At 68.6% G+C, this 22,675-nt stretch carries 19 protein-coding genes; 9 read left to right on the plus strand and 10 right to left on the minus strand.

The features are described 5' to 3' along the window. Nucleotides 1-112 precede the first annotated feature (112 nt). Together purE and AUV07_RS02935 are read left to right on the plus strand one after the other, a co-directional pair. Nucleotides 113-580 (plus strand): 5-(carboxyamino)imidazole ribonucleotide mutase, encoded by a 468-nt coding sequence (gene purE / locus AUV07_RS02930; RefSeq protein WP_062633819.1) that lies wholly within the window; start codon nt 113-115, stop codon nt 578-580. Next, nucleotides 577-2,031: an LCP family protein gene (locus AUV07_RS02935; protein ID WP_062633720.1), complete on the plus strand. Its 1,455-nt coding sequence runs from the start codon at nt 577-579 to the stop codon at nt 2,029-2,031. Before purE ends, AUV07_RS02935 begins: the two co-directional genes overlap by 4 nt. A gap of 178 nt (nt 2,032-2,209) precedes the next feature. Here the strand turns inward: AUV07_RS02935 and AUV07_RS02940 are convergent, their stop codons facing one another. Together AUV07_RS02940 and AUV07_RS02945 are read right to left on the minus strand one after the other, a co-directional pair. Further along, nucleotides 2,210-2,779, minus strand: coding sequence for a hypothetical protein (locus AUV07_RS02940; protein WP_062633722.1), 570 nt, complete (start codon nt 2,777-2,779; stop codon nt 2,210-2,212). 142 nt (nt 2,780-2,921) lie between these two features. Beyond that, a complete protein-coding gene (locus AUV07_RS02945) occupies nt 2,922-4,685 on the minus strand; it encodes a DUF4012 domain-containing protein (protein ID WP_062633724.1) in 1,764 nt (587 codons plus the stop codon). Between the two features lie 122 nt (nt 4,686-4,807). Here AUV07_RS02945 and AUV07_RS02950 point away from each other — a divergent pair, with 122 nt between their 5' ends. Beyond that, on the plus strand, nt 4,808-5,881 hold the full coding sequence (locus AUV07_RS02950; protein ID WP_062633726.1) for a glycosyltransferase: 1,074 nt from the start codon (nt 4,808-4,810) through the stop codon (nt 5,879-5,881). A gap of 56 nt (nt 5,882-5,937) precedes the next feature. On the opposite strand, the gene AUV07_RS02955 is transcribed toward AUV07_RS02950, so the two are convergent. After that, nucleotides 5,938-6,672: an ABC transporter ATP-binding protein gene (locus AUV07_RS02955; RefSeq protein ID WP_062633728.1), complete on the minus strand. Its 735-nt coding sequence runs from the start codon at nt 6,670-6,672 to the stop codon at nt 5,938-5,940. Beyond that, entirely contained in the window at nt 6,656-7,525 is an 870-nt protein-coding gene (locus tag AUV07_RS02960; RefSeq protein WP_062633730.1) for an ABC transporter permease, read from the minus strand. The genes AUV07_RS02955 and AUV07_RS02960 overlap by 17 nt, the downstream gene beginning before the upstream one ends. A gap of 184 nt (nt 7,526-7,709) precedes the next feature. Here AUV07_RS02960 and AUV07_RS02965 point away from each other — a divergent pair, with 184 nt between their 5' ends. After that, nucleotides 7,710-9,635, plus strand: a complete 1,926-nt coding sequence (locus AUV07_RS02965) for a DUF6541 family protein (protein WP_062633732.1) — start codon at nt 7,710-7,712, stop codon at nt 9,633-9,635. Nucleotides 9,636-9,705: 70 nt separating this feature from the next. On the opposite strand, the gene AUV07_RS02970 is transcribed toward AUV07_RS02965, so the two are convergent. Beyond that, on the minus strand, nt 9,706-10,590 hold the full coding sequence (locus AUV07_RS02970; RefSeq protein ID WP_062633734.1) for a glycosyltransferase family 2 protein: 885 nt from the start codon (nt 10,588-10,590) through the stop codon (nt 9,706-9,708). Between the two features lie 100 nt (nt 10,591-10,690). On the opposite strand from AUV07_RS02970, the gene AUV07_RS02975 reads away from it, so the two are divergent. Next, nucleotides 10,691-11,431: a glycosyltransferase gene (locus AUV07_RS02975; protein ID WP_062633736.1), complete on the plus strand. Its 741-nt coding sequence runs from the start codon at nt 10,691-10,693 to the stop codon at nt 11,429-11,431. A gap of 4 nt (nt 11,432-11,435) precedes the next feature. Here AUV07_RS02975 and AUV07_RS02980 read toward each other — a convergent pair whose 3' ends face one another. Genes AUV07_RS02980 through AUV07_RS17730 form a run of 5 tightly spaced genes read right to left on the minus strand, consistent with a single transcriptional unit; the run spans nt 11,436 to nt 17,043 of the window. After that, complete coding sequence (locus tag AUV07_RS02980) at nt 11,436-12,695, minus strand: hypothetical protein (protein WP_157523883.1); 1,260 nt, start codon at nt 12,693-12,695, stop codon at nt 11,436-11,438. Beyond that, a complete protein-coding gene (locus AUV07_RS02985) occupies nt 12,692-13,621 on the minus strand; it encodes a glycosyltransferase family 2 protein (RefSeq protein ID WP_062633738.1) in 930 nt (309 codons plus the stop codon). Before AUV07_RS02985 ends, AUV07_RS02980 begins: the two co-directional genes overlap by 4 nt. Continuing rightward, nucleotides 13,618-13,995, minus strand: a complete 378-nt coding sequence (locus tag AUV07_RS02990) for a DUF2304 domain-containing protein (RefSeq protein ID WP_062633739.1) — start codon at nt 13,993-13,995, stop codon at nt 13,618-13,620. The genes AUV07_RS02985 and AUV07_RS02990 overlap by 4 nt, the downstream gene beginning before the upstream one ends. Beyond that, nucleotides 13,992-14,732, minus strand: coding sequence for a glycosyltransferase family 2 protein (locus AUV07_RS02995; RefSeq protein WP_062633740.1), 741 nt, complete (start codon nt 14,730-14,732; stop codon nt 13,992-13,994). Before AUV07_RS02995 ends, AUV07_RS02990 begins: the two co-directional genes overlap by 4 nt. A gap of 49 nt (nt 14,733-14,781) precedes the next feature. Continuing rightward, entirely contained in the window at nt 14,782-17,043 is a 2,262-nt protein-coding gene (locus AUV07_RS17730; protein WP_062633741.1) for a hypothetical protein, read from the minus strand. A gap of 107 nt (nt 17,044-17,150) precedes the next feature. Here AUV07_RS17730 and rfbA point away from each other — a divergent pair, with 107 nt between their 5' ends. The 4 genes from rfbA to AUV07_RS03020 all read left to right on the plus strand — a co-directional run bounded on the left by rfbA (nt 17,151) and on the right by AUV07_RS03020 (nt 22,608). Then, nucleotides 17,151-18,023: a glucose-1-phosphate thymidylyltransferase RfbA gene (rfbA, locus tag AUV07_RS03005; protein WP_062633743.1), complete on the plus strand. Its 873-nt coding sequence runs from the start codon at nt 17,151-17,153 to the stop codon at nt 18,021-18,023. Then, nucleotides 18,020-19,018: a dTDP-glucose 4,6-dehydratase gene (gene rfbB / locus AUV07_RS03010; protein WP_062633745.1), complete on the plus strand. Its 999-nt coding sequence runs from the start codon at nt 18,020-18,022 to the stop codon at nt 19,016-19,018. Before rfbA ends, rfbB begins: the two co-directional genes overlap by 4 nt. A 6-nt stretch (nt 19,019-19,024) precedes the next feature. Beyond that, nucleotides 19,025-20,440 (plus strand): sugar nucleotide-binding protein, encoded by a 1,416-nt coding sequence (locus tag AUV07_RS03015; protein WP_062633747.1) that lies wholly within the window; start codon nt 19,025-19,027, stop codon nt 20,438-20,440. Between the two features lie 110 nt (nt 20,441-20,550). Further along, entirely contained in the window at nt 20,551-22,608 is a 2,058-nt protein-coding gene (locus tag AUV07_RS03020; RefSeq protein ID WP_062633749.1) for an acyltransferase family protein, read from the plus strand. Nucleotides 22,609-22,675: the final 67 nt, after the last annotated feature.

A 22,675-nucleotide genomic window follows, 5' to 3' on the forward strand; every position in this document is an offset into this window, starting at 1 on the left:
CAGGACACGGGAAAGACGTGTGCCGCTCGGGGATTCTCCCAGCGCGAGACCGTAGCCTGATCTGGTGACCGAGCCACTGCACTCCTCCGCCACCCCGTTGGTCGGCGTCGTCATGGGATCCGACTCCGACTGGCGCGTCATGAGCGACGCCTCCCAGGCGCTCACCGACTTCGGGATCCCGCACGAGGTCGAGGTGGTCTCCGCCCACCGCACGCCGGACAAGCTCATGTCGTACGCCCGGGAGGCCCGGTCCCGCGGGCTGCGCGTCATCATCGCCGGCGCCGGCGGTGCCGCTCACCTCCCCGGCATGCTCGCGTCCATGACAGCGCTGCCCGTCGTCGGGGTGCCCGTGCCGCTGGCGTATCTGGACGGCATGGATTCGCTCCTCTCGATCGTGCAGATGCCCGCAGGGATCCCGGTCGCGACGGTCTCCATCGGCGGCGCCCGCAACGCGGGTCTGCTCGCGGCCCGGATCCTCGGTGCCGCGGACGACGAGCTCGCCGACCGCGTCGAGGCCTACGCCGTCGACCTCGAGGCTCAGGTCGAGGAGAAGAACGATCGGCTGAAGGGCTCGCTGTGACCCTTGCGCCCCCGCGCGCGACGCGGCGCCCGCTCATCGAGACGCGGCCGCTGCGGCACCCCGACTCCGGCGATGCCCGGCTCATGTCGAAACGCGCCTGGTGGCTCGTCGGGCTCAACGTCCTGCTCCCTGGGTCGGCCCAGGTCCTGGCCGGGAACCGCCGTCTGGGGCGGTTCGGTCTCGGAGTCACCCTGACCACGTGGGTCCTCGCGATCGTCGCCCTCGGTCTCGCGCTGTTCGCACGCCCCGTCTTCCTCTGGCTCACGATCGGCGGCGGCCTCGTGTCCGCGGCCCTCCTCACCCTCGTGCAGGTCTTGCTCGTCGGCGTCGTCGTCCTCTGGGTCGTGCTCACCTTCGACACGCTCCGCCTCGTCCGGCTCGTGAAGGTCCCCGCCCCGTCGCGGTTCCTGATCCCTGTCGTCGCCCTCGTCCTGCTCGGGCTGGTCGGCGGGGTCACCGGTTATGCGGCGACGGCTGTGGGCTCCGTGCGTGGAAGCGTCGGCGCCATCTTCGGGCAGAGCGGCCCGAGCCTGCCGCCGAGCGACGGCTACTACAACATCCTGCTGCTCGGTGCGGACAGCGGTGACGGGCGCGACTCGATGCGATTCGACAGCATCTCCGTGGTCTCCGTGAACGCCGAGACCGGCGCGGTCACCATCACCGGCATCCCGCGCGAGCTCCCGCACGCCCCGTTCAGCGACGGCAGCCCGATGCAGGAGCTCTATCCGGACGGATTCCAGGGCTACGCGTCGTCATCCTGCGGCTGGAACGGCTGGATGAATCACGTCCGGAACGCCGCCGAGGTGTGCCGCGAGGACAAGGGGACCGGACTCTACCCCGATGCGGAGGCCGCCGGCTCGGCGCCCGGCATCGAGGCGACCAAGGACGCGGCGGAGGGCGTGCTCGGCATCGAGATCCCGTACTACGTGTTCGTCGACATGCACGGCTTCGCCGACCTCGTGGACGCGCTCGGCGGCGTCGACATCACCGTCACGGAGCGCCTGCCCAAGGGCGGCCCGCCCGAGGGCTGGTCGGGAACCGACGTGAACGAATGGGCGATCGGCTGGATCGAGCCGGGTGCGCAGCACATGGACGGCGACACGGCGCAGTGGTACGCCCGCTCGCGGTACACGACCAGCGATTGGGACCGCATGAAGCGGCAGCGAGAGCTGCAGGAGGCGATCCTCGCCCAGTTCACTCCGCAGACCGTCCTCACCCGGTTCAACGAGGTGGCGGCCGCGGGGACGGCGCTCATCAGCACCGATCTCCCCCAGGGCAAGCTGCCGGAGTTCTTCGATCTGATGCTCAAGGCGAAGGAGCAGCCGGTCCAGACCGTCGAGCTCACGCCCGAGAACGGTGTCGACGAGTTGGACCCGAACTACGACTTCATCCACGAGCTCATGCAGGAGAAGCTGCATCCGCCGACGGAGACGCCGACGCCCACTCCGTGAGCGCGCCCCGGGCATGACGCAGCCCACGGGCGATGTTCCCGGGAACATCACCCGTGGGCCGTCCGGTGCATGACCGGATGCGCCAGACGACGGTGATCGGAGGGGGAGGGATCACCGTCGTCCAGCCGACCACCGCACGAGGCGGCAGCCTGGCTCAGGCGTGCGTGCGGCGCGCGGCTCAGGCGCGCTTGCGGCGCGCGGCTCCGACGGCGACGAGGGCACCACCGGCGACCAGAGCGACCGCTCCACCGCCGAGGACCCAGGGCGATACGGATCCACCGGTGAGGGCGAGTTCCATGCCACCGCCGGTGAGCGGGAGCTCCGTGCCGGCGGGCGCGGCGACTCCCGGATCGTGGTCGCAGCTCGATGCGGCCGTGTTCCCGTGCGACACCGTCACCATGGCGGTGTACGGTCGCGAGCCGGCGAAGTCGAGGGCATAGGCCCCCTGTCCGTCGGAGGGCGGGCGGAACGTCACCGTCAGGCTGCCGTCGGAAGCGGCGGTGTTGCCCGAGATGGCGGCGGCACCGGCGTTCCGGCCTGACACGGACACGCCCACGGTCTCCGACGGCTCGAAGAACCCGGCGCCGAAGGCGACGGTGGAGACCTCGCAGGTGTCGATGATCGCGTCACCCACCTTCGCGCTCGGCGGAGACGGGTACGAGTCGCTCGGCGCGGCAGAGGCGACGGTCGGCGCGGCCAGGATGAGCGCGCCAGCGGTAAGGCTGATGGCAGCCAGTTTCTTCAGCATGATTTCTCCCCAGAATTTCACGCGGAATCGCCTCCGGATACACCCCTGCATCCGACTGCGCGAGGCCCCCTGCCCCCACGGCAGGTTCACGGACCCCGGTTATTCCCCAGTGAGATGACAGTACCTCATCCGTCGGCGGATGTCACGAGCCGCAGCGCAGGGTGTCGCGGATCAGCTTCGGATCGACGATCAGCGGCGTGTGCCGCACTTCCGTCAGCCGTTCTCCCGCGCCCTCGCCCTGGAACTCCACCGTGACGGTCGTGGACTCTCCCGGTGCGAGCAGCACCTCGTGCTGCACGACGGCCCGGTCCTCGATGGTGGTCGTCTGGACGCCCTCCTCGGCACCGTCACGATCGATGTGCGAAGGTAGCGCGCCCTGGGGGCCGTAGACGGCGATCAGCGTGCGCACGCTTCCCGGGGGCACCCCGTAGACGCCGTCGCCGGTGACGTACGGCGGCAGCGCGGTGGCGGCATCGGCGGGTGCGGTGTTCGTCCAGGTCACGCGCACCTGCGTCGTCGGCGCTCCCGCGCAGGTCCCGACCGCCGTCGCGATGGAGGCACGGGTGTAGTAGTCCATCTTGCCGCCCGTGCCGTCGTTGAAGAGCACGCCCACTGCCACCGAATCGGCGGCGTCCTGGGGGAGCGCGCCCCCCAGGGCGCTCGCCGCGAGGAGGGCCTCCTCCGGCTCGTGCGCGCTCCAGAGGCGGATGCGTCCTTCCCCGGCGGCGTCCGCGAGGGCGCGGACCAGCTCCTGTGGCTTCGCGTTCGACAGTGCGGCGCCGAAGAGCCCGCCGGCGGCCTGCGCGAAGATGTCGTCCTGGACGGCGGGATCGGGGACCGCGGCGTAGATCTCGGAGAGCAGGATGCCGGTCACGGTGTCCGCCGTCGCGGTGAAGGGGCCGAACGTCAGGTCGCCGGTGGCCTGCATGAGATGCGCCGCCACCAGTGCGTCCACGGCGATCACGCCGTCGACCTTTCCGCCGAACCGGCCTTCCCATCGGGCCGCGATGGTCTCGCCGGCCTCGCGGAAGTCCGGGATGCTCGTGATGTTCTGCAGATAGCGGCCGGGGCGGTCCTCGAAGAGGGCGACGGTGCTGTCGCTGAGCGGCAGCGCGGCGTCCAGCGGGGGGAAGTCGCGCGTCGAGGCTTGCTGCTGCAGGGTGATCCTGCCGTTCTCGGCCCGCAGCAGTGCGATGGAGCCGACGATCCCACCCGACGACCGCAGCTCGGCGTTGTTCTGCATCGCGAGCACGTAGGTGCGCGGACCATCGCCGCCCAGCATCGGTGGCAGGAGCACGGATGCGCCGTGCAGGGCCCCCACCGCTGTCGCGGCCTGGGTGACCACGTCACGCATCTCCCGGACCGCGTCGGCCAGGGGCGGGAGGGTGGCATCGGCGTCGATCCGCCGCGCGCGGTCCTCCGCCGAGGTCACGGCCGCGCTCGCCGTGCCGAGGGGTTCCTCGATCTCCGCGAAGGGGGCGAGATCGATCGCCCCGCCGGAGAGGCCGAGGCTCGAGAGGTCGATGTCGTCGGCGACGTCGAGGAGGGGACCGAGGGCGTCCGAGGAGACCTCGTCGGCGATCACCGCGATCTCGCTCACCGCGCGAAAGTTCGGACCGATCCACGGCAAGACGGCGAAGGCCTGCCATACCGGATCTCCGGTCAGAGACCGCGCGGATTCCGCATTCCGGGCGATGCGATCTGCGACGGGCGCCGCGCCGTCCAGCTCGCCGCCGGCGATGGACTGCTTGAGCTGGCTCGTGGCTTTCGCGACCTGCTGCAGGTTGTCCACCGCGCCGATCCCGCGCACGGTGACCCAGCCGATCGCCAGGACGATCAGCGTGACGAGGAGGCCGATGGTCCACCCGACCCACCGGCGCCGGACGGGAAGTCGACCATCGCTCATGCTGGCATTCAAGCATGCAGGGGCATGGGGGTGAGAGCCCCATGCTGTGGGAACGCTGAGTACTGACCGCCGAAGGCGCTGCGCTCCGCAGATGCTCGGCGTCCCGCCGTTAGCCTGAAGGCATGGGTGCTCGGCTGCGTGTTGTTCTCGATCAGCTGGTGCATGTCGTCGACCCCGACCAGGCATGGGCGTCGAGAGACCTCGCCACGGGTCTCGTCCAGACAGCGCCGCCGAACTGCGCGGTGGATGCGATCGTCCCTGCGGGGGCTGAGGTGGCGCTCCCGGGGATCGGCGATGTGCGCAGCCTCCCGATCGGGCGTCGGGAGCTCGCGGCCTCGTGGCAGCTCGGCATCGCTCCGGGCGTGGGCGGCGGGCTCATCCATGCGCCCACGCTTCTCGCCCCTCTCGTGCGCCACGATCGCGTGCACGACAACGATCAGACCACGGTCACCCTCTGGGACCTGCGTGCCTGGGAGGCGCCCTCCGAGCTGTCTCGCGCCGCGGTGGCCTGGCACCGGGGCATGGTGCGGCGGGCTGTCCGACACGCCGACGCGGTGGTCGTCCCGTCGCATGCGATGGCCGAGCGCCTGTCCGAGCTGACGAAGCTCGGGGATCGCCTTCGCGTCATCGCCGGCGCGTCCCCTCGAGACCTGAGAGTCCCGGTGGACGCCCGGCGGCGTCGCGAGGAGCTGTCGCTTCCCGAGGACTACGTCGTCCTCGCGGGCCCGGAGCAGACCCTGTCCGCCGGCTTCCGCGGGGCGGTCGCTGCAGGGCTGGACGCCGTGGTGCTCGGGGCAGGGGAAGGCGCGGAACCCCGCCTCGCCGAGGTCGCCGCGGCCGCCGGACTCCCGGAGCGCCGCGCCCACATTCGCGGCACCCTGGACGGCGCCGACCGCGCCGCCGTGCTGTCCGGCTCCCGGGCCTTCATCGCCACGGACCCGATCTCCGCCTGGCCATGGCGCGCGGTCGAGGCCATGACCGTGGGCGCGGCCGTCGTCGCCGTCGACAGCGGCGCGCACCGCGACGTGATCGCGGACGGCGGGTTGCTCGTGTCGGCGGAGGACATCCCCGACGCGGTCGCGGATGTCGCGGGCGACGCGGGCGACCGCCTGCGTGTGCTTGCCGCGGACCGTGCGCGCGCGTTTTCCTGGGACAGCTCCGCGGAACGCGTCTGGGCGTTGCACGCCGATCTGTGATGAGGTCCGGACCACCGGTCACGCCGGCGGAGCCGCCTCGCGGCTGATGACGTCGGTCAGGCGCGCATCAGCTCGACGGCGTGCTTGCTGTCGCCGTCGAAGGCGACCTTCCCCTGCTGAATGACGATGCCGCGCTCGCAGAGGTCCGACACCATGTTCAGATCATGGCTCACGACGACGAGGGTCTTGCCGTCGGCGTGGAGCTCACGGACGCGTTGGATGCACTTGCGCTGGAACGGCTCATCGCCGACGGACAGGATCTCGTCGATCAGGAGGATGTCCACCTGCGTGTGGATGGCCACCGAGAAAGCGAGTCGGAGGAACATGCCCGAGGAGTAGTGCTTGACCTCCGTGTCGATGAACGTCTCGATCTCGCTGAACTCGACGATGGCGTCGAACTGCTCCTGCGTCTCCTTCTTCGACATCCCGAGGATCGCCGCGTTCAGGTAGATGTTCTCGCGACCGGAGAGGTCGGGGTGGAATCCCGCGCCGACCTCGATCAGACCGGCGACGCGGCCGCGGGTGCGCACGGACCCCTCATCGGGCCGGAGGACCCCGGAGATCAGCTTCAGCATCGTGGACTTGCCCGAGCCGTTGAAGCCCATGAGGGCCACCGCTTCCCCCTCGCCGATCGAGAAGGAGACGCCGTCGAGTGCCTGGAACTCCGACGTCAGCGGTTTGCGGCGCATGGCCGCGACGAAGGTCTCCTTGATGGAGTGGGTGTGACGGAGCTTGAAGTGCTTGTGCACGTCCTCGACGAGGATGCGAGGCGTGTCAGAGGTCCTGGGCAAATCGACCCTCCAGACGGCGGAAGACGAGCTCCCCGATGATGACGATGACGGTGGAGACGGCGAGCGCGATCAGCGCGTGCTCCCACAGCGCGGGCAGCGGCTGGGCGTTCGCCGGGTCGAGCGCGTGCCAGATGCTGTAGTGGAACAGCTCGACGGCGCCGGTGATGGGGTTCAACGCGTACAGGTTGAACAGCCATTCGGGGACGTTGTCCGCCACCATCTGCCACTGGTACATCACGGGCGACGCCCAGATGGACACCATCACGATGATCTCGACGAAGCTCTGGGCGTCGCGGAACGTGACGTTGATCGCACCGAAGAGCATGCCGAGGCCCGTCGCGAGCAGAGCGATGATCACGAGGCCGAGGAGCAGCGCGGCGATGCCGAGGACCGTCGGCGTCCAGCCGTAGAACAGCGCGATGACGATGACCACGATGATCTGCGGGATGGTGTTGATCGCCGCGACCATGGTGCTCGCGATCGGGAACATCTGCCGCGGGAAGTAGATCTTCTTGATGAGCGCGGCGTTGTCGACGAGCGACCGCGTCGCGTTCGAGAACGACTCGTTGAAGAAGGTGACCGCCGTGATGCCCGACAGCAGGTACAACGGGTAGTACTCGATGCTGTCGTTGAGGCGGAGGAAGACGCCGAGGGCGAAGAAGAAGACCAGGAACTGGATCAGCGGCTTCACATACGACCAGAGCCATCCGAGGACGGACCCGCGATAGCGGATGCCCACCTCCTTGCGGATGATCAGACTCAACAGGTAACGGCGTCGGAAGACGTCGAAGAGCCCGTTGCTCGCTCCTGGCTGCGTCAGCTTCTGGTCCATCGGCGCAGAAATCTGGGACACGGCCGTCTCATCACCTCCGTTGGGCGTTCTGGTCTGTCGAACGCCTCACCAATCATAGGTTGTCGGCGGACGCGGGTTTCTCAGGCAGCATCGGCGCGGAGTGTCGGGCTGTGCTCAGCTGATTCTCGCTAGGATCGACGCCGGCGGTCGATATCCGAGCGTCGAAGAGGAGGGCGCGGCGTACATGGCTTGGATCGATCTCGGGCTCAGCGTGCTCGCCGTCGTCGGCGTGGTCCTCATCCCGGGGCTTCTCGCCTCGTTCGCGCTCGGGTTCCGCGGCCTCGCCGCCGTCGCCCTCGCCGCACCGGCGGGGACCACCGTGATCGTGCTCGCCTCGATCGCGGCCCCGATGCTCGGGCTGCCGTGGGGAGCGCTTCCCGTCGCGATCGTCGCGCTGGGGATCCTCGGTGTCATCATCGTGCTGCGGTTGACCCTGCTTCGTTCCCGTGCGGCGCGTCCGGTGCCGCGCGCCCTCTCTCGCGCCGGTGTCCTCGCGCTCATCGGAGCGGTGCTGATCGCCATCATCCAGTTCCTCATCGTGATCGGCGCACCGGACAACTTCTCGCAGACGTTCGACAACATCTTCCATCTGAACGCCATCCGGTACGCGCTGGACACCGCTTCTGCCTCGCCGTTGACGGTCGGAGCAATGACGACCGCCCCCAGCGGGAACCTTCCGTTCTATCCCACGGGGTGGCACGCGGTCGCGGCCCTTGCGGTGCAGCTGACCGGTGCGAGCATCCCGGTGGCGTCGAACGCCGTCATGATCTTCTTCGGCGCTTTCGTCTGGCCGGTGTCGATGCTCCTCCTGACGCGGTCGCTGTTCGGCGCGTCGACCCCTGTGCTCGTGACGGGGGCTGCCGTCAGCGTCGCGCTGCCGGCCTATCCTCTGCTGCTCGTGGAGTACGGGGTGCTCTTCCCGTACATGATGGCGCTGAGCATGATCGCCGTGCCCGTCGCCTTCATCATCGATGCCTCCGCGATGACGATATGGACCCAGCGGTGGGTCCTTCTCCTCGGCGCGGCGGGCACCATTCCGGCGATCGCCATCGCGCACCCGAGCGGCCTCGTCGCGCTGCTGCTCTTCGTCGCGCTCGTCCTCGCCGTCCGCTGGGTGCAGCTGATGCGTTCGGAGGCGTCATCACGGTCCAAGATCATCGCGACCGTGGCGATCCTGGTGCTCGGAGCCTTGCTCGCCGTCGCGTGGTACGTCCTGCGACCGTCGGCGGACGCGAGGACGTGGGGCACGACGGAGACCGTGGGGCAGGCCGTGGGCGAGGTCTTGACCGTCTCGGTCTGGGCGGCGCCGGTCAACCTCGTGGTCGCGGCGCTCGTCGCCGTCGGCGCGGTCGTCGCGGTGCGCCGTCGCTCGGCGAGCGACATGATCGCGCTGTCCTTCCTCTTCGCCGCCGCCGCGCTCTACATCGTCGTCTCCGCGCTCCCGTACGCGCTCCCGCGGGACATGCTGACCGGCGTCTGGTACAACAACGCACCGCGCCTGGCCGCGCTGCTCCCGATGACCTGGGTGCCGCTGGCGGCGATCGGCGGCCACCGTCTATGGACGCTGATGAGCCCCCGGCTCGCGCGGATGTCTCCCCGTCTCGCTCGCGGAGTCGGGGCGACCGTGGCGGTGCTCGTTCTCGTGGTCGTCCCGCAGGCGGCGACCATGCGGCAGGCGGTGGCGAGCGCGCAGGGCGCGTTCGCGGTCACCGACGGCTCCCGCCTGGTGACGACGGACGAGCTCGCGCTCCTGGAGCGTCTCGACGCCCACGTACCGGAGGACGCCGTGATCCTCGGGAGCCCCTGGACCGGGACAGCGCTCGCGTATGCACTCGCCGATCGTCAGGTCGTCATGCCCCACACGCTCATGGACGTCACCGAGGACATGTCGGTGGTGTTGGACCGACTGGATTCCGCGCGCCCGAGCGACGCGCTGTGCGAAGCGCTCGACCGGCTGGGGGCGGAGTACGTCCTCGATTTCGGCGAGCAGGAGATCAACGACGGCGTGCACGTGTACCGGGGCCTGGACCGGCTGGAGTCCTCAGACGCCGTCGAAGAGGTGGACGCGGTCGGAGACGCGGTTCTCTACGAGATCGTGCTGTGCGACTGAGGACCGCCCTGAGCCGCTGACGAGGCCCGGGGGCGTACGGCGGGTGCCCGTCTCGGACGGGGTCCTGCGCTCAGCGCCAGATGTGCCTCATCAGCGCCTTGACCGAGCCTCCCGGTGTGCGAGCAGCCTTGAGGAGGAGCGACGCGGCGTTGAGGCGAGAGGTGAGGTGACGGCGGGCGAATCGGGCAGCCCGCGGCCAGCCGAGCCGGTCGAAGCTCTCCGCTTCGGACAGGAAGAACGAACGCTCCTCGTCGAAGCGCCGACCATCGAGGGCGCGCACGGACGAATCGGACTGAGAGTGCCGGCGGTAGTCGAAGACGACATCCGTCAGCAGCGCCATCTTGCCGCCCTGCTTGACGATGTCTAGGATCAGCGCGAGATCCTGGACGACATCGAGACCCGTGCGGAACCCGATGCGCTGGACGACCTCGGTGCGCCACACGATGGAGGGGAAGTAGGCCCAGTCGCCGCGCATCAGGCTGGCCGCCAGGTCTTCGCCGCCGATCGCGGCGCCGTGACCCTCGACGCGAGGAGTGATCAGCTTCTTCACCCGGTCCACCAGAGGAAGGACACGCGACCCGTTCTCGTCGATGACCTCGACTCCGGGCTGGATGAGGTCGACGTCGTAGCGCTGCGCGGCATCCGCGACGGTGGCGAGGTAGTCCGGGCGCATCACGTCGTCGGCACCCATCATCACGAACCAGTCGGCCTCGACGAGCTCGACGGCCTTGCGATAGTTGCCGTTCGCGCCGAGGTTCGTCTCGTTGCGAAGGTAGGTGACCCGCGGATCGCGCATCTCGCCGAACCAGCGAGCGGGCTCGGGGTCGGGGTATCCGTCGTCGATGACCACCAGACGCACGTCCGTGAAAGACTGGTCGAGCACACTTCGCACCGCGAGCTTCATGAGCGCGACATCGCCGTAGTACGGGAGCATGACGTCGATGGCAGCGGTCATTGGGGTCTCCTCCTTGGGGGCGCGGGTGCGCTTCGACGCGTAGGCACGCGAACCACTAGTCTAGTGTGTACTTCCTCAATGACCCCGTTGGACAGGACCCATGCTCCACCGCAGTGACCGTCCGATGGTGAGCGTCTGCATGGCCGCGTACAACGGTGCTGCGTTCATCGTCGAGCAGATCTCGTCGATCCTCGCTCAGCTCGCCGAGGGGGACGAGCTCATCGTCATCGACGACTGTTCGCAGGACGAGACCGTGGAGCTGGTGCAGGGTATCGGCGACGCCCGCATCCGATTGATCCGCTCCGAGCGGAACAACGGGTACATGCGCACGTTCGAGCGTGCGATCGCGCTGGCCGAGGGGGACGTCATCTTCCTCTCCGATCAGGACGACGTCTGGCTGCCCGGCCGGGTCGACCGCATGATCGAGGCCCTCGACGACGTCGAACTGGTGGTGTCGAACTTCGGCTCTTTCGGCGGCGCGCTCACCGCGGTGCAGGCTCGACGGCTCAGGGCGGTCGACAGCACCCGGTGGCGCCGCAACATCTTCTGGATCTGGTTCGGGACACGCCCTTACTACGGCTGCTGCATGGCCTTCCGGTCCGATCTGCGCGAGCGCATCCTGCCGTTCCCGTCGTACTTGACCGAGACCCACGATCAGTGGCTCGGCTACGTGGCGAATGCCGACCACTCGGTCCGCCATCTCGAACAGGACACCATCTCGCGGCGCATTCACGACGCCAATTCATCGAAGACCGGCCGGAGCCTCGGGGCCATCCTCCGGGCCCGGATCATGACCGGCCGCGCGATCCTCGAAGCCTTCCGGCGACGCGTCAAGGCCTAGACGGTCACCGGGTTGTCTCGTCGGAGCGCAGGCGGCGCTGACGCAGCGTGCGAAGCAGGACGACGATCTGCACTCCGGCCACGATGAGCTCGGTCGCCGCCACGGCGCTGGCCACGCCGGGGAGCGAGTGCAGCAGCGCGGCAACGGCGACGGCGGGGATGCCGACCACGGCGCCGATGACCGTCGACGTGGCGAGGAAGTCGGTGCGTCCCAGGACGACGAGACAGGCATATCCCACGACAGCCGAGAGAGCGACGCCGAAGAAGGCGAAGCCGAGCGGTACAGACACCTCCAGTGGCACGTCGATGTGGAAGAACGGGGAGACGACGGGCGTGAGGAGCGCGACGCAGATTCCGCCCACTGCTCCGATCACCGAGCCCGCGAGGAAAGCGATCCGCGCGCGGCGGTCGACTTGCGCGGGATCGGCGGGCACCCAGCCCTGGAAGAACTGCTGGATGGGGAGGAAGGCCAGCACCGCGTAACGGAAGAAGCGGTCGGCGATGAGGTACACCGGCAGGCCCTGAGGGAAGAAGGTCGTGAGCAGGAGAACCGGCATCGCCACGTAGACGGCGCTCGTGACGGCGGTCGTCACTGCGTGTCGCTGTTCGGCCAGGGTCTGCCAGAAGCGAAGAGGGGGCGCCTCGGCGTGCGGCGTCCGGCCTCGTCGGACGATGAAGAAGTACGACAGGGCCACGGCGAGCCCGGTGCCGGCCAGCTGGCCGAAAGGCACGACCCAGGCTTGACGTGTCACCGCGGCCATCCACACACCGGCCACCGTGCCGAGGGCGCTCGGCAGCGCCTCGAGCACGAAGAAGGCGCCGGGACGCGCGATGCCCGTGAAGTACCAGCCCGCGCCGAGCGCGGGGAGGACGTAGGCCAAGGCTCCCAGCACGGCGAGGAGCAGATCCCCGCGCAAAAGGAGAGCGAGGAGCACGGTGACGACGGGAACGGTTGCCAGGTAGAGGATGCCGCGGATCCGGAATGACGAGCGGTAGAAGCCCACGCGCTGGTCGGGGGAGAGGCTGGCCACGATGCTGGGGCCGGTGGCCCCCCAGCCGAATGCGACGAACACGGCGGCCAACTGTCCGGTGGTCTGCAGGACACCGATCGAGGCCCAGCCCTCGTCGTCGAGCGCGAGGACAAGGATCGGAATCGTGAAGATGCCGATCACCGAGCTCAGGAGGATCGAAGCGGAGAATCCGCCCATCCGCTGGATCGGCACCAGGGCACGACGAAAGCGCGATGGCGTCTCGGGTGCACTCATCGACGTCGCCGAGCGAGGGCGCGGAGCGTCTTCTCCGGGATGCGCCCGAGTCGCATGCGCATGCCGTCGCCGAGGCCGTGGACGGTCGCGATGAACTGCGCGTCGCGGTCGGAGGAGAGCACGATGCCGAGAGCCGTCACCCAGAACAACGCGAGGGTGCGTCGGGTGAGCCAGCCGAGGTTGCCACGGCGATGGAGCCGCCACAGGACGAGGCCGTTGCGCACGGCGTAGTACGTGCGAAACGGCGCGTGGTAGTAGTGGTTCCGCTTCTTGCCGAAGAGCGTCAGATGCCTGCCGAAGACCATCACCGGGATCTTCTCGCCAAGGCTGTGATCCATATCGGCGCCGGGCAGCACCCAGAATTCGTAGCCGGCGCCGCGGGCCCGCAGCGTGAACTCGGTGTCGACGCCGTCGATGAAGAGGCGCTCGTCGAAACCGCCGACCTCGTCGAACACCGCCATGGGCACGACCTGCCCGGACTGGATCGGGTCGCGTGGGTGCGGCGTCCCCGGTGTGGTGGACACCAGGAACTCTCCGAAGCGGGCCGGGGAGACGGCGGCGACGCGGAATCCGCGCGCCTGGAGCCGGTGGAGATGCTGCAGGGCCTCGCGGACGTACTCCCCGGGGAGGGAGGAGTCCTGGTCCATCGTCAGGACATGAGTGGCGCCCAGCTCTCGGGCCTTGTCCAGTCCCACGTTGAGAGCGGCCGCGATGCCGACGTTCTCCTCCAACTCGATCGTGACCACGTCTGGGTCGCGGAGACCGAGGCGGCCCAGGCTGTGCGAACCATCGTCGACGACGATGACCTTGTCGACCTGCGCGTTGAGGGACGCGATCCGCTCGACCAGATCATCAGGCGCCCGGAAGGCCGTGACGACGGCGACGGGCCTCGGGGGTGTGTCGGTCGTGCCGTTGATGTCCGTCATTCCTCACCCGCCGTGCGCTCGTCGAGAGCGTCCATTCGATCGTGCAGCTGGTCCAGCCGGGCTCGGGCGATGGCAGACTCCTCGGCCAACCTGCGGATCTCGTCCTCCGCGCGGGACAGCTCCCAGGACAGGTGCAGCGTCACGCCGAGGAGGAGCAGGATGGCCAAGGCGAAGAGCAGATTCGCAGGGAGCTGGACGCCGATCAAGGCCGTGGCCCAGAGGAGCAGTTGCGGGAAGAGGCCGAGGATCAACACGCAGAGGGCGATGAGGATCCACAGAACCGCGTACTTCTCCTGGATGCGGCGAGTGAGGAGCATCCAGCCGACCAGTCCCAGAGCGATGAGCGAGAGGACGATGCCCAGGACGACGATCATCGGGCAACGGCCTCCGTGTCGGGAAGGGGTTTCGAACGACGCAACATCGACAGCCCCAAGGCGAAGAGGGAGCGAAGGAGGTAGACCGAAGCGCCGATCGGACCCTGGCTCGGGGTGCCGTGCGCGCGAGGACGCATCGCGACGGGCACCTGCGTCACCCGGAGGCCGGCGTGACAGGCAGCGACGAGCGAGTCGATGGTGTCGCCCAGGTACTCGGCCGGGTAGTACCGCACGTACTGTGCGATGGCCCGGGAGTTCGCGGCGCGGAAGCCGCTGGTGACGTCGGTGAGACGGACCTTGGCCACCCGCGAGACAGCGCCGGCGAGGAAGGTCATCGCCCAGCGGCGCGGCCCCCGCACCGAGTAATCGCCCACGTCCGCGAAGCGGGCGCCGATGGAGATGTCTGCGACCTCCAGACCCGCGAGGACCCGCGAGATGTCCGCGGGGTTGTGCTGACCGTCGGCGTCCACCTGGATCACCCGCGAATACCCCTCGCGCTGCGCGTACGTGAAGCCGGTTCGCATCGCGCCGCCGACCCCCACGTTGAACGGGAGGGAGAGCACCGTCGCCCCGGCCGCGTGGGCGGCAGCGGCGGTGTCGTCCTCCGAACCGTCGTCGACGACGATGACGTCGTAGTGCTCGTCGGTCTCACGGATCGCCTGGACGGTCGAGCCGACGATGCGTCCTTCGTTCCAGGCCGGAACGATGATGAGGACGCGGTCCGACTCAGAGCTCATAGTGCCTCGATCCTATCCGATGCGCGCGTGCACGCCGGAAGGAAGGGGGTCAGGGCAGAGGGGAGCCGATGACGTAGGAGCTCGCGAAAGCGGCGTCGAGACTGAGGATCGGCGGAACCGCGCCACCGCCCAGCCGGACCAGGGTCGCCATGCTCTGAACGTGGTGGAGGGAGGCGTTCGCGTAGCGATAGACCTCTGGGCGGCCTTGGAACTGCACGAAGTCCTCGTTCTCCGTCAGCAGAGGTGCTCCGACGGTGAAGCTCGAGAAGCGGCCGCCGGGGAGCGTGCGGAGCGGTGGCGTCTTGCCGCCGCCGAGGGCGGTGAGCGTCGCGGCGCTGCGCACGTGATGCAGGGCGCCCTGCGTGTACCGGTAGACCTCGGGACGTCCCTGGAAGTTCACGAAGGCGCCCTCGGGCACGTACTCCGCCCCGACGCCGAACCACGACGTCGTCTCCGGCGCCCAGCTCAGGAGCGCCAACGGACGCGACCCGTTCAGCGCGGTCAGATCGGCGGGCGTCCGCACGTAGCGGAGCGCGCCGCTCGCGATCACGTAGACCTCCCCGGTGCCTCGCGGCTGCACGAAGAACGGGGCGCTGACCGTGTCGCTCGCGATCCGGAAGGCGCTGCATTCCGCCTCCGTGACGACGAACGGGACCATCCCACCGAGATCGCTCCCGGTGATGCGATGAAGGGTGCCCGCCGCCGCGAGATAGCGTGTCTGACCGCACTGGATGACCGGGCTGAGGCCGCCGGGCACCCGCTGATGCGCATCGAGCGCGCCGTTGGGGACGGTCGTGAATGTCGATGCCCCGAACTCGGAGGCGAGCCCGAAGGAGGGGACGTAGGCCAGGCGGTCCTGCGGGAGCGTGAGATAGACGCGGTTCTCCGCCGCGGTCCTGACCAGCGTGCCGGCGGGGGCGATAATGCGGCCGTTCGGCACCGCATTCGCGACGGCGGGCGTCATGGAGGCGACGTACGCCGGCGCGCCGCCGGTCACGGAGTTCCACGCGTCGACGGTGGCGATGTAGCGCTTGGTCCCGCCCTCCATCAGGTAGACCTCAGGAGCCGAGCCGGAACGGATGTAGTTCCCGACCTCGGCGCCGGTGCTGAACGCATCAGCGACCGCACCGGTGAGGTTCACATAGGAGGAGAAGTCGTATCCGAAGCGGGCGACCTGGCCGGGGTCGACGAACCGGTGCTTGGTGCCGTCGGCCTCGAGCAGGTACAGCGTGCCGGTGCGGGGGTCGTGGACGTACCGGGTGATCGGCCGTCCCTCCGGCAGTCCGTTCAGGTATGCCGGCGAGACGACGGTGACCCCGCCGTATCGCGCGGAGAACGGGGCGAGATCCTCAGCGGAGCGCACGTGGTACTTCACGCCGCCCATCAGCATGTAGATCTTGTCTCCGCCGGGCACCATGATCGTGCCGACGGTCGGCCTCTTCGAGATCTGCGTCGATCCGAACCAGTCGGTGAAGTAGTTGTGGAAGTTGCGGTTGCCGTAGGCGGAGCATCCGTCGCCTTCGCCGTAGCCGGCGCGCAGCGCGGCCGCGTTGGGCTGGTAGGGCGTGTAGTAGTAGAGGGCCGAGGTCGCCTCGTTCTCGACGTAGACCGGGCCCCGGCCGCATGCGGCGTTGGGGTTGTAGAGGATGTTCCATGTCCTGCCCGGGGCGTAGTACGTGAAGTAGCGGCCCTCGGTGTAGATCTTCATCTGTCGGCCCGCGCCGTAGATCTGATAGAAGAACCCGGCGAAGGCGGGATCGCACGGGGCCGTGTCCGGACAGCCTTGTCCGAGTGCCATCGTGTAGCGCCAGGAGCTCGGCCACGTGTGGGTGACGAGGCCCTGCTCCTTCTGCAGCATGACGATGAAGACCTGCGGGTTGATCCCGCAGGATTGGGCGACCTTGGCGATGATCGTGGCCGCTGACTCGTTGGCGGCGCCCTGGTAGCCGTTGCAGTAGGCATCCGCCGCGCGGTTGGGCGTGTTCTGCCGATAGTCCTTGAGGCAGACGTAGCCGGACTGGCACGACGACACCTTGGAACGGAAGAAGGAGTCGATCGATGCGGCGCTCATCGTCGTCGTGTCATAGAAGACGTCGTTCGAGATGATGTTGCCGGCGCGAAAGCCATCGGTCACGAGAGACTTCACCGGCCCCGCTGCAGCGGTCGCCGTGAGGGATGTCGCCGCGGGTGCGTCGGCGTTCTGAGGGGTCGCGGCACCTGCCGGGGTCGCGATCAGGACGGAGATCGCGAAGACGATCGCTGCGACGCCGGAGAGCAGCGTGCGCGGGCGTGGGGTGGGGGAGCCGTTCACAAGCCCATTGTGACGGAAAGGGGCTGATGGTGCCACTGTGGTTGGCGTGACGCAAGTCAACATGCCGTGTTCCGCGGCTCTTCGTCGAGGTGTGGCACGATGTTGGGGTGAAAGGCATCATTCTCGCGGGAGGATCGGGCACTCGTCTGCACCCGATCACTCTGGGCGTCTCCAAGCAGCTCATCCCCGTCTACGACAAGCCGATGGTCTACTACCCGCTGTCGACGCTGATGCTCGCCGGCATCCGCGACATCCTGGTGATCACGACGCCGCACGATGCCGCTCACTTCGAGCGGCTCCTCGGTGACGGGTCCCAGTTCGGGATCAACCTCACCTTCGCGCAGCAGCCGTCTCCGGACGGCCTGGCCCAGGCGTTCACGATCGGCGCCGACTTCATCGGCGACGACAGCGTGGCCCTGGTGCTCGGCGACAACCTCCTGTACGGACCGGGGCTGGGCAGCCGGCTGCAGCGGTTCCGCGACATCGACGGCGGCGCGATCTTCGCCTACTGGGTCGCGGAGCCCGAGGCGTACGGCGTCGTGGAGTTCGATGCGGACGGCACGGCGGTGTCCCTCGAGGAGAAGCCCGCCCAGCCGAAGAGCAACTATGCGGTGCCCGGTCTGTATTTCTACGACAACGACGTGGTCGAGATCGCCCGCAACCTCGTGCCGTCGGCGCGTGGCGAGTACGAGATCACCGATGTGAACCGTGCGTACCTGGAACGCGGGAAACTGCAGGTCGAGGTGCTCCCCCGGGGGACCGCCTGGCTCGACACCGGCACCTTCGACCAGATGACCGATGCGGCCGAGTACGTCCGCACCATGGAACGACGGACCTCGCTGAAGATCGGCGTTCCGGAGGAGGTCGCCTGGCGACAGGGCTTCCTGAGCGACGACGAGCTCCGGGGGCGCGCCGAAAAGCTCGTCAAGAGCGGCTACGGCGTCTATCTTCTGGACCTTCTCAAGAGAGGACACGCATGACTCGCCTGCTCGTGACGGGAGGTGCCGGGTTCATCGGATCCAACTTCGTGCACTATGTCGTCGAGAACACGGACCACACGGTGACCGTCCTGGACGCGCTGACCTACGCCGGCAATCGCGAGTCGCTCGCCGGGCTGCCGGAGAACCGGGTGGAGTTCGTCCACGGGGACATCACGGACGCCGAACTCGTCGACCGGCTCACCGCCGAAGCGGATGCGGTCGTGCACTACGCGGCGGAGTCGCACAACGACAACTCCCTGCACAGCCCGCGCCCGTTCCTGGACACGAACATCGTCGGCACCTACACGCTGCTGGAGGCCGCGCGTCGTCACGAACGTCGCTTCCACCACATCTCGACCGACGAGGTGTACGGCGACCTGGAGCTCGACGACCCGCAGCGGTTCACGGAGCAGACCCCGTACAACCCCTCGTCTCCGTACTCGTCCACCAAGGCGGGCAGCGACCTGCTGGTGCGCGCCTGGGTGCGGTCCTTCGGGGTGCAGGCGACGATCTCCAACTGCTCGAACAACTACGGCCCGTACCAGCACGTCGAGAAGTTCATCCCGCGGCAGATCACCAACGTCATCCGCGGCATCCGTCCCAAGCTGTACGGCGCAGGGGAGAACGTCCGCGACTGGATCCACGCGAACGACCACTCGTCGGCCGTGCTCACGATCCTCGAGCAGGGACGGATCGGGGAGACCTATCTCATCGGTGCCGACGGCGAGCGCAACAACAAGCAGGTCGTCGAGCTCATCCTCGAGGAGATGGGTCAGCCGCGCGACGCATACGATCACGTCACCGACCGCGCAGGACACGATCTGCGCTATGCCATCGACTCCACCAAGCTCCGCACGGAGCTGGGCTGGACGCCGGAGTACGCGGACTTCGAGTCCGGCCTCGCGGCGACGATCCAGTGGTACCGCGACAACGAGGCGTGGTGGGCGCCGTCCAAGGACGCCACCGAAGCCTTCTACGCGACGAAGGGGCAGTAGGCGACGGTGGGCGACATCGAGTTCGGCAAGAAGCTCGCGCAGATCGAGACCGGAATCCCCGGTCTGGTCCTGTTCGATCTCCCCGTGCACGGGGACTCACGCGGCTGGTTCAAAGAGAACTGGCAGCGCGAGAAGATGACCGCGATCGGACTGCCGGACTTCGGCCCGGTTCAGAACAACGTCTCGTTCAACGACGCGGTCGGGACCACCCGCGGCATCCACGCCGAGCCCTGGGACAAGTGGGTCTCCGTGGCCACCGGACGCATCTTCGGGGCATGGGTCGACCTGCGGGAGGGACCGACGTTCGGTGCCGTGTTCACGGCCGAGATCGATCCCTCGAAGGCCATCTTCGTCCCGCGCGGCGTGGGCAACTCCTACCAGACGCTGGAGCCGGACACGGCGTACACCTACCTGGTCAACGACCATTGGTCGGCCGACGCGTCCTATTCGTTCCTCAACCTCGCCGACGAGAGCGTGGCGATCGATTGGCCGATCCCGCTCTCCGAGGTCGAGATCTCGGAGAAGGATCGGACACACCCCCGCCTGGCTGATGTCACGCCCATCGGCGCCCGCAAGACGCTCGTCGTCGGCGCGGGCGGCCAGGTGGGACGGGCGCTGCGGACCGAGCTCGGCGACCTTCCGCACATCGAGTGGACGACCAGGGCCGAGTTCGACCTCGGTGACCCCGGAATCGCGACATCGCGACGCTGGCGGGACTACGACACGATCATCAACGCCGGCGCCTACACCGCCGTCGACCTCGCCGAGACGGCGGACGGACGGAGGGATGCCTGGGCCGCGAACGCCTCCGGTCCCGCGACATTGGCCCGCATCGCCGGGGAGTACGGTCTCACCCTGGTCCACGTGTCGAGCGACTATGTGTTCGACGGCTCGGCAGACCGCGCGTACCGCGAAGACGACGCGGTGTGCCCGCTGGGTGTGTACGGGCAGTCCAAGGCGGCGGGTGATCTCGCGGTCACCACCGTCCCCCGGCACTACGTCGTGCGTACCTCGTGGGTCATCGGCGACGGGAAGAACTTCGTCCGCACGATGGCGTCGTTGGCAGAACGCGGCATCGCGCCGAAGGTCGTCGACGACCAACGGGGCCGCCTCACCTTCGCGACCGAGATCGCGCGGGCCATCGTCCACCTCCTCTCGACCCGCGCACCGTACGGGATCTACAACGTCAGCGGCGCGGGCGAGCCCCGCACGTGGGCGGAGATCGCGGGCGACATCTTCGCACTCGTGGGCGCCGATCGTTCGCACGTCACCGGAGTGAGCACGGCGGAGTACTTCGCGAGCGCCGAGGGCCCGGTCGCGCCGCGGCCGTCCAACAGCGTGCTCGACCTCGCGAAGATCGAGGCGACCGGCTTCGTCCCGATCGACGCCGGGGCGCAGCTCGAGGACTACCTCCGGGGGTGAGCGCACCCGACGTGAGCGTGTGACGCCGGCGGACGCCTGGGCTAGGCTGGATCGGAGCCTCCACCCACCCGAACCCGTGGAGGCCTCCGCCGTCTGACCGAGGTTTCCGCGTGCCCCCAACGAGGACAGTCCCTGATCTCCGCGGTGCCGGCTACCGCGCCGACATCGACGGTCTGCGCACGCTCGCGATCGTGCTCGTCGTCATCTACCACGTCTGGTTCGGTCGTGTCTCGGGCGGCGTCGACGTCTTCCTGATGATCTCGGCGTTCCTGCTGACCGGCTCGCTCGCCCGCCGGGCGGAGGCCGGGACCCCGCTGGCGTTGCCCCGATTCTGGATCCGGCGATTTCGGCGGCTCGTGCCGGCCGCCGCAGCGACGCTGCTCGCCGTGCTCGCGGCGGCCGCGGCGTTCTTCCCACCCACCCAATGGACGCGCATCTGGAACGAGACCTGGGCCAGCCTCTTCTACGTGCAGAACTGGCAGCTGGCCTTCTCGGCGGTGGACTACTACGCACGCGACAGCTCAGAGACGAGCCCGTTGCAGCACTTCTGGTCCCTGTCGATCCAGGGCCAGGTCTTCCTCCTCTGGCCCCTGCTCATCTTCCTGGTCGCCCTTCTCCTCCGGCGGCGCCGGGACCTCGTGCGGCCGACGCTGGTCGGCGTCTTCCTCGTGATCTTCGTCTGGTCGCTGTGGTTCTCCATCGTCGAGACGCGGGCGGATCAGGCCTTCGCGTACTTCGACACGCGGACCCGGCTGTGGGAGTTCGCCGCGGGATCGCTGCTCGCGCTGCTTCTCCCTGCCATCCGTCTGGGCGTCGTCGCCCGCGCCGTGCTCGGGTGGACGGGCGTCGCGGGGATCGTGCTGTGCGGGATCCTGCTCGACGTCAGCGGCCGGTTCCCCGGCTTCCTGGCCCTGTGGCCCGTGCTGTGCGCCGCCGCGGTGATCGTCTCGGGCGTCGGCGACACGCGGGGCGGGCCGGCGTCGTTCCTGGCCTCGAAGCCGATGACCTTCCTCAGCGGGGACGCCTACGCGCTCTACCTCGTGCACTGGCCGATCCTCGTGACCGGAATGGTCCTGTGGGATGTCGACCGCGTGGGGCTCGGGGCCGGAACCCTGATCATCCTGTGCTCTCTCGTGGCGGCGCGTCTGCTCTCGCGAGGGATCGAGAGGCCGCTCCGCGAATCGTCGAGGACAGGACGCGCCGGTTCCCTCCGAGGTCTGGCGGTGATCGCCGCGTCCGTCGTCGTCGTCGCCGGCGTGACGGGGACATGGCGTGGGACCCAGGAGCTCCGGGCAGCGGAGATCGCCGCCGAGGTCGCGGACTCGCACTATCCCGGCGCCGCGCAGGTCGGCGCGGCGATCGACATCGCCGGCGGCGAGCAGCCGCTGATTCCGCTGCCGACGGCTCTGGAGGACGAGTGGTCGCTGGTCGGACCGGCCTGTGAGGGCGCCCTCGCCCCGAAGTCGGAGATGATCCGAACATCCTGCAACCAGAACGTCGGCGCGGAGACGGCGGAGCACCGCGTGCTCGTGATCGGCGACTCGCATGCGCAGCAGCTGTCGATTCCGCTGAACGCCCTCTTCGAGGACGACGACGACGTGGCCGTGATCACCCTTCTCCACGGCGGCTGCACGGCGGGCCTCTTCGAGGAATCCCGCAGTCTCAGCCTCGACTCCTGCGAGACCTGGGTGCGCGCGGCTTTCGACTATGCGAAGGAGATCTCGCCCGACGCCGTGTACATCGTGGTGACAAGGGCCGACGCGAGCGCGCCGGAACGACTGCTGCGCGGGGTGGAGGACGTCGTCGCGGAGATGCGCATGGCAGGGATCCCCGTCATCGGCGTGCGGGACAACCCTCGATTCTCGATCGACATGTACCAGTGCGCCATCGACGCGTCCGTGGACTGCGCGGTTCCCCGGGAGGAGGTCCTGGCGGCGGAGAATCCGGCGGAAGCGCTCGGGAACGACATCACGCTCGTCGACTTCACTCCGTGGCTGTGTCCGTCCGATGTGTGCGAAGCGGTCATAGGCAATGTCGCCGTCTACATCGACGACAACCATCTTTCCGGGACCTACGCCCGAACCCTCACCCCTGTGCTGGAGCAGATCCTGGCCGAATCCGGCGATGGCAGCCGAGCCCTCAGCGTGATCTCACCCACTGACGGCTAAAATGTGGAAGCGCGTGCCTGTCGCGATGCACGCGCATCACACGTCGCTCAGCATCAGGAAAGTTGTC

The organism is Microbacterium sp. CH1, from assembly GCF_001595495.1.
GTDB lineage: Bacteria > Actinomycetota > Actinomycetes > Actinomycetales > Microbacteriaceae > Microbacterium.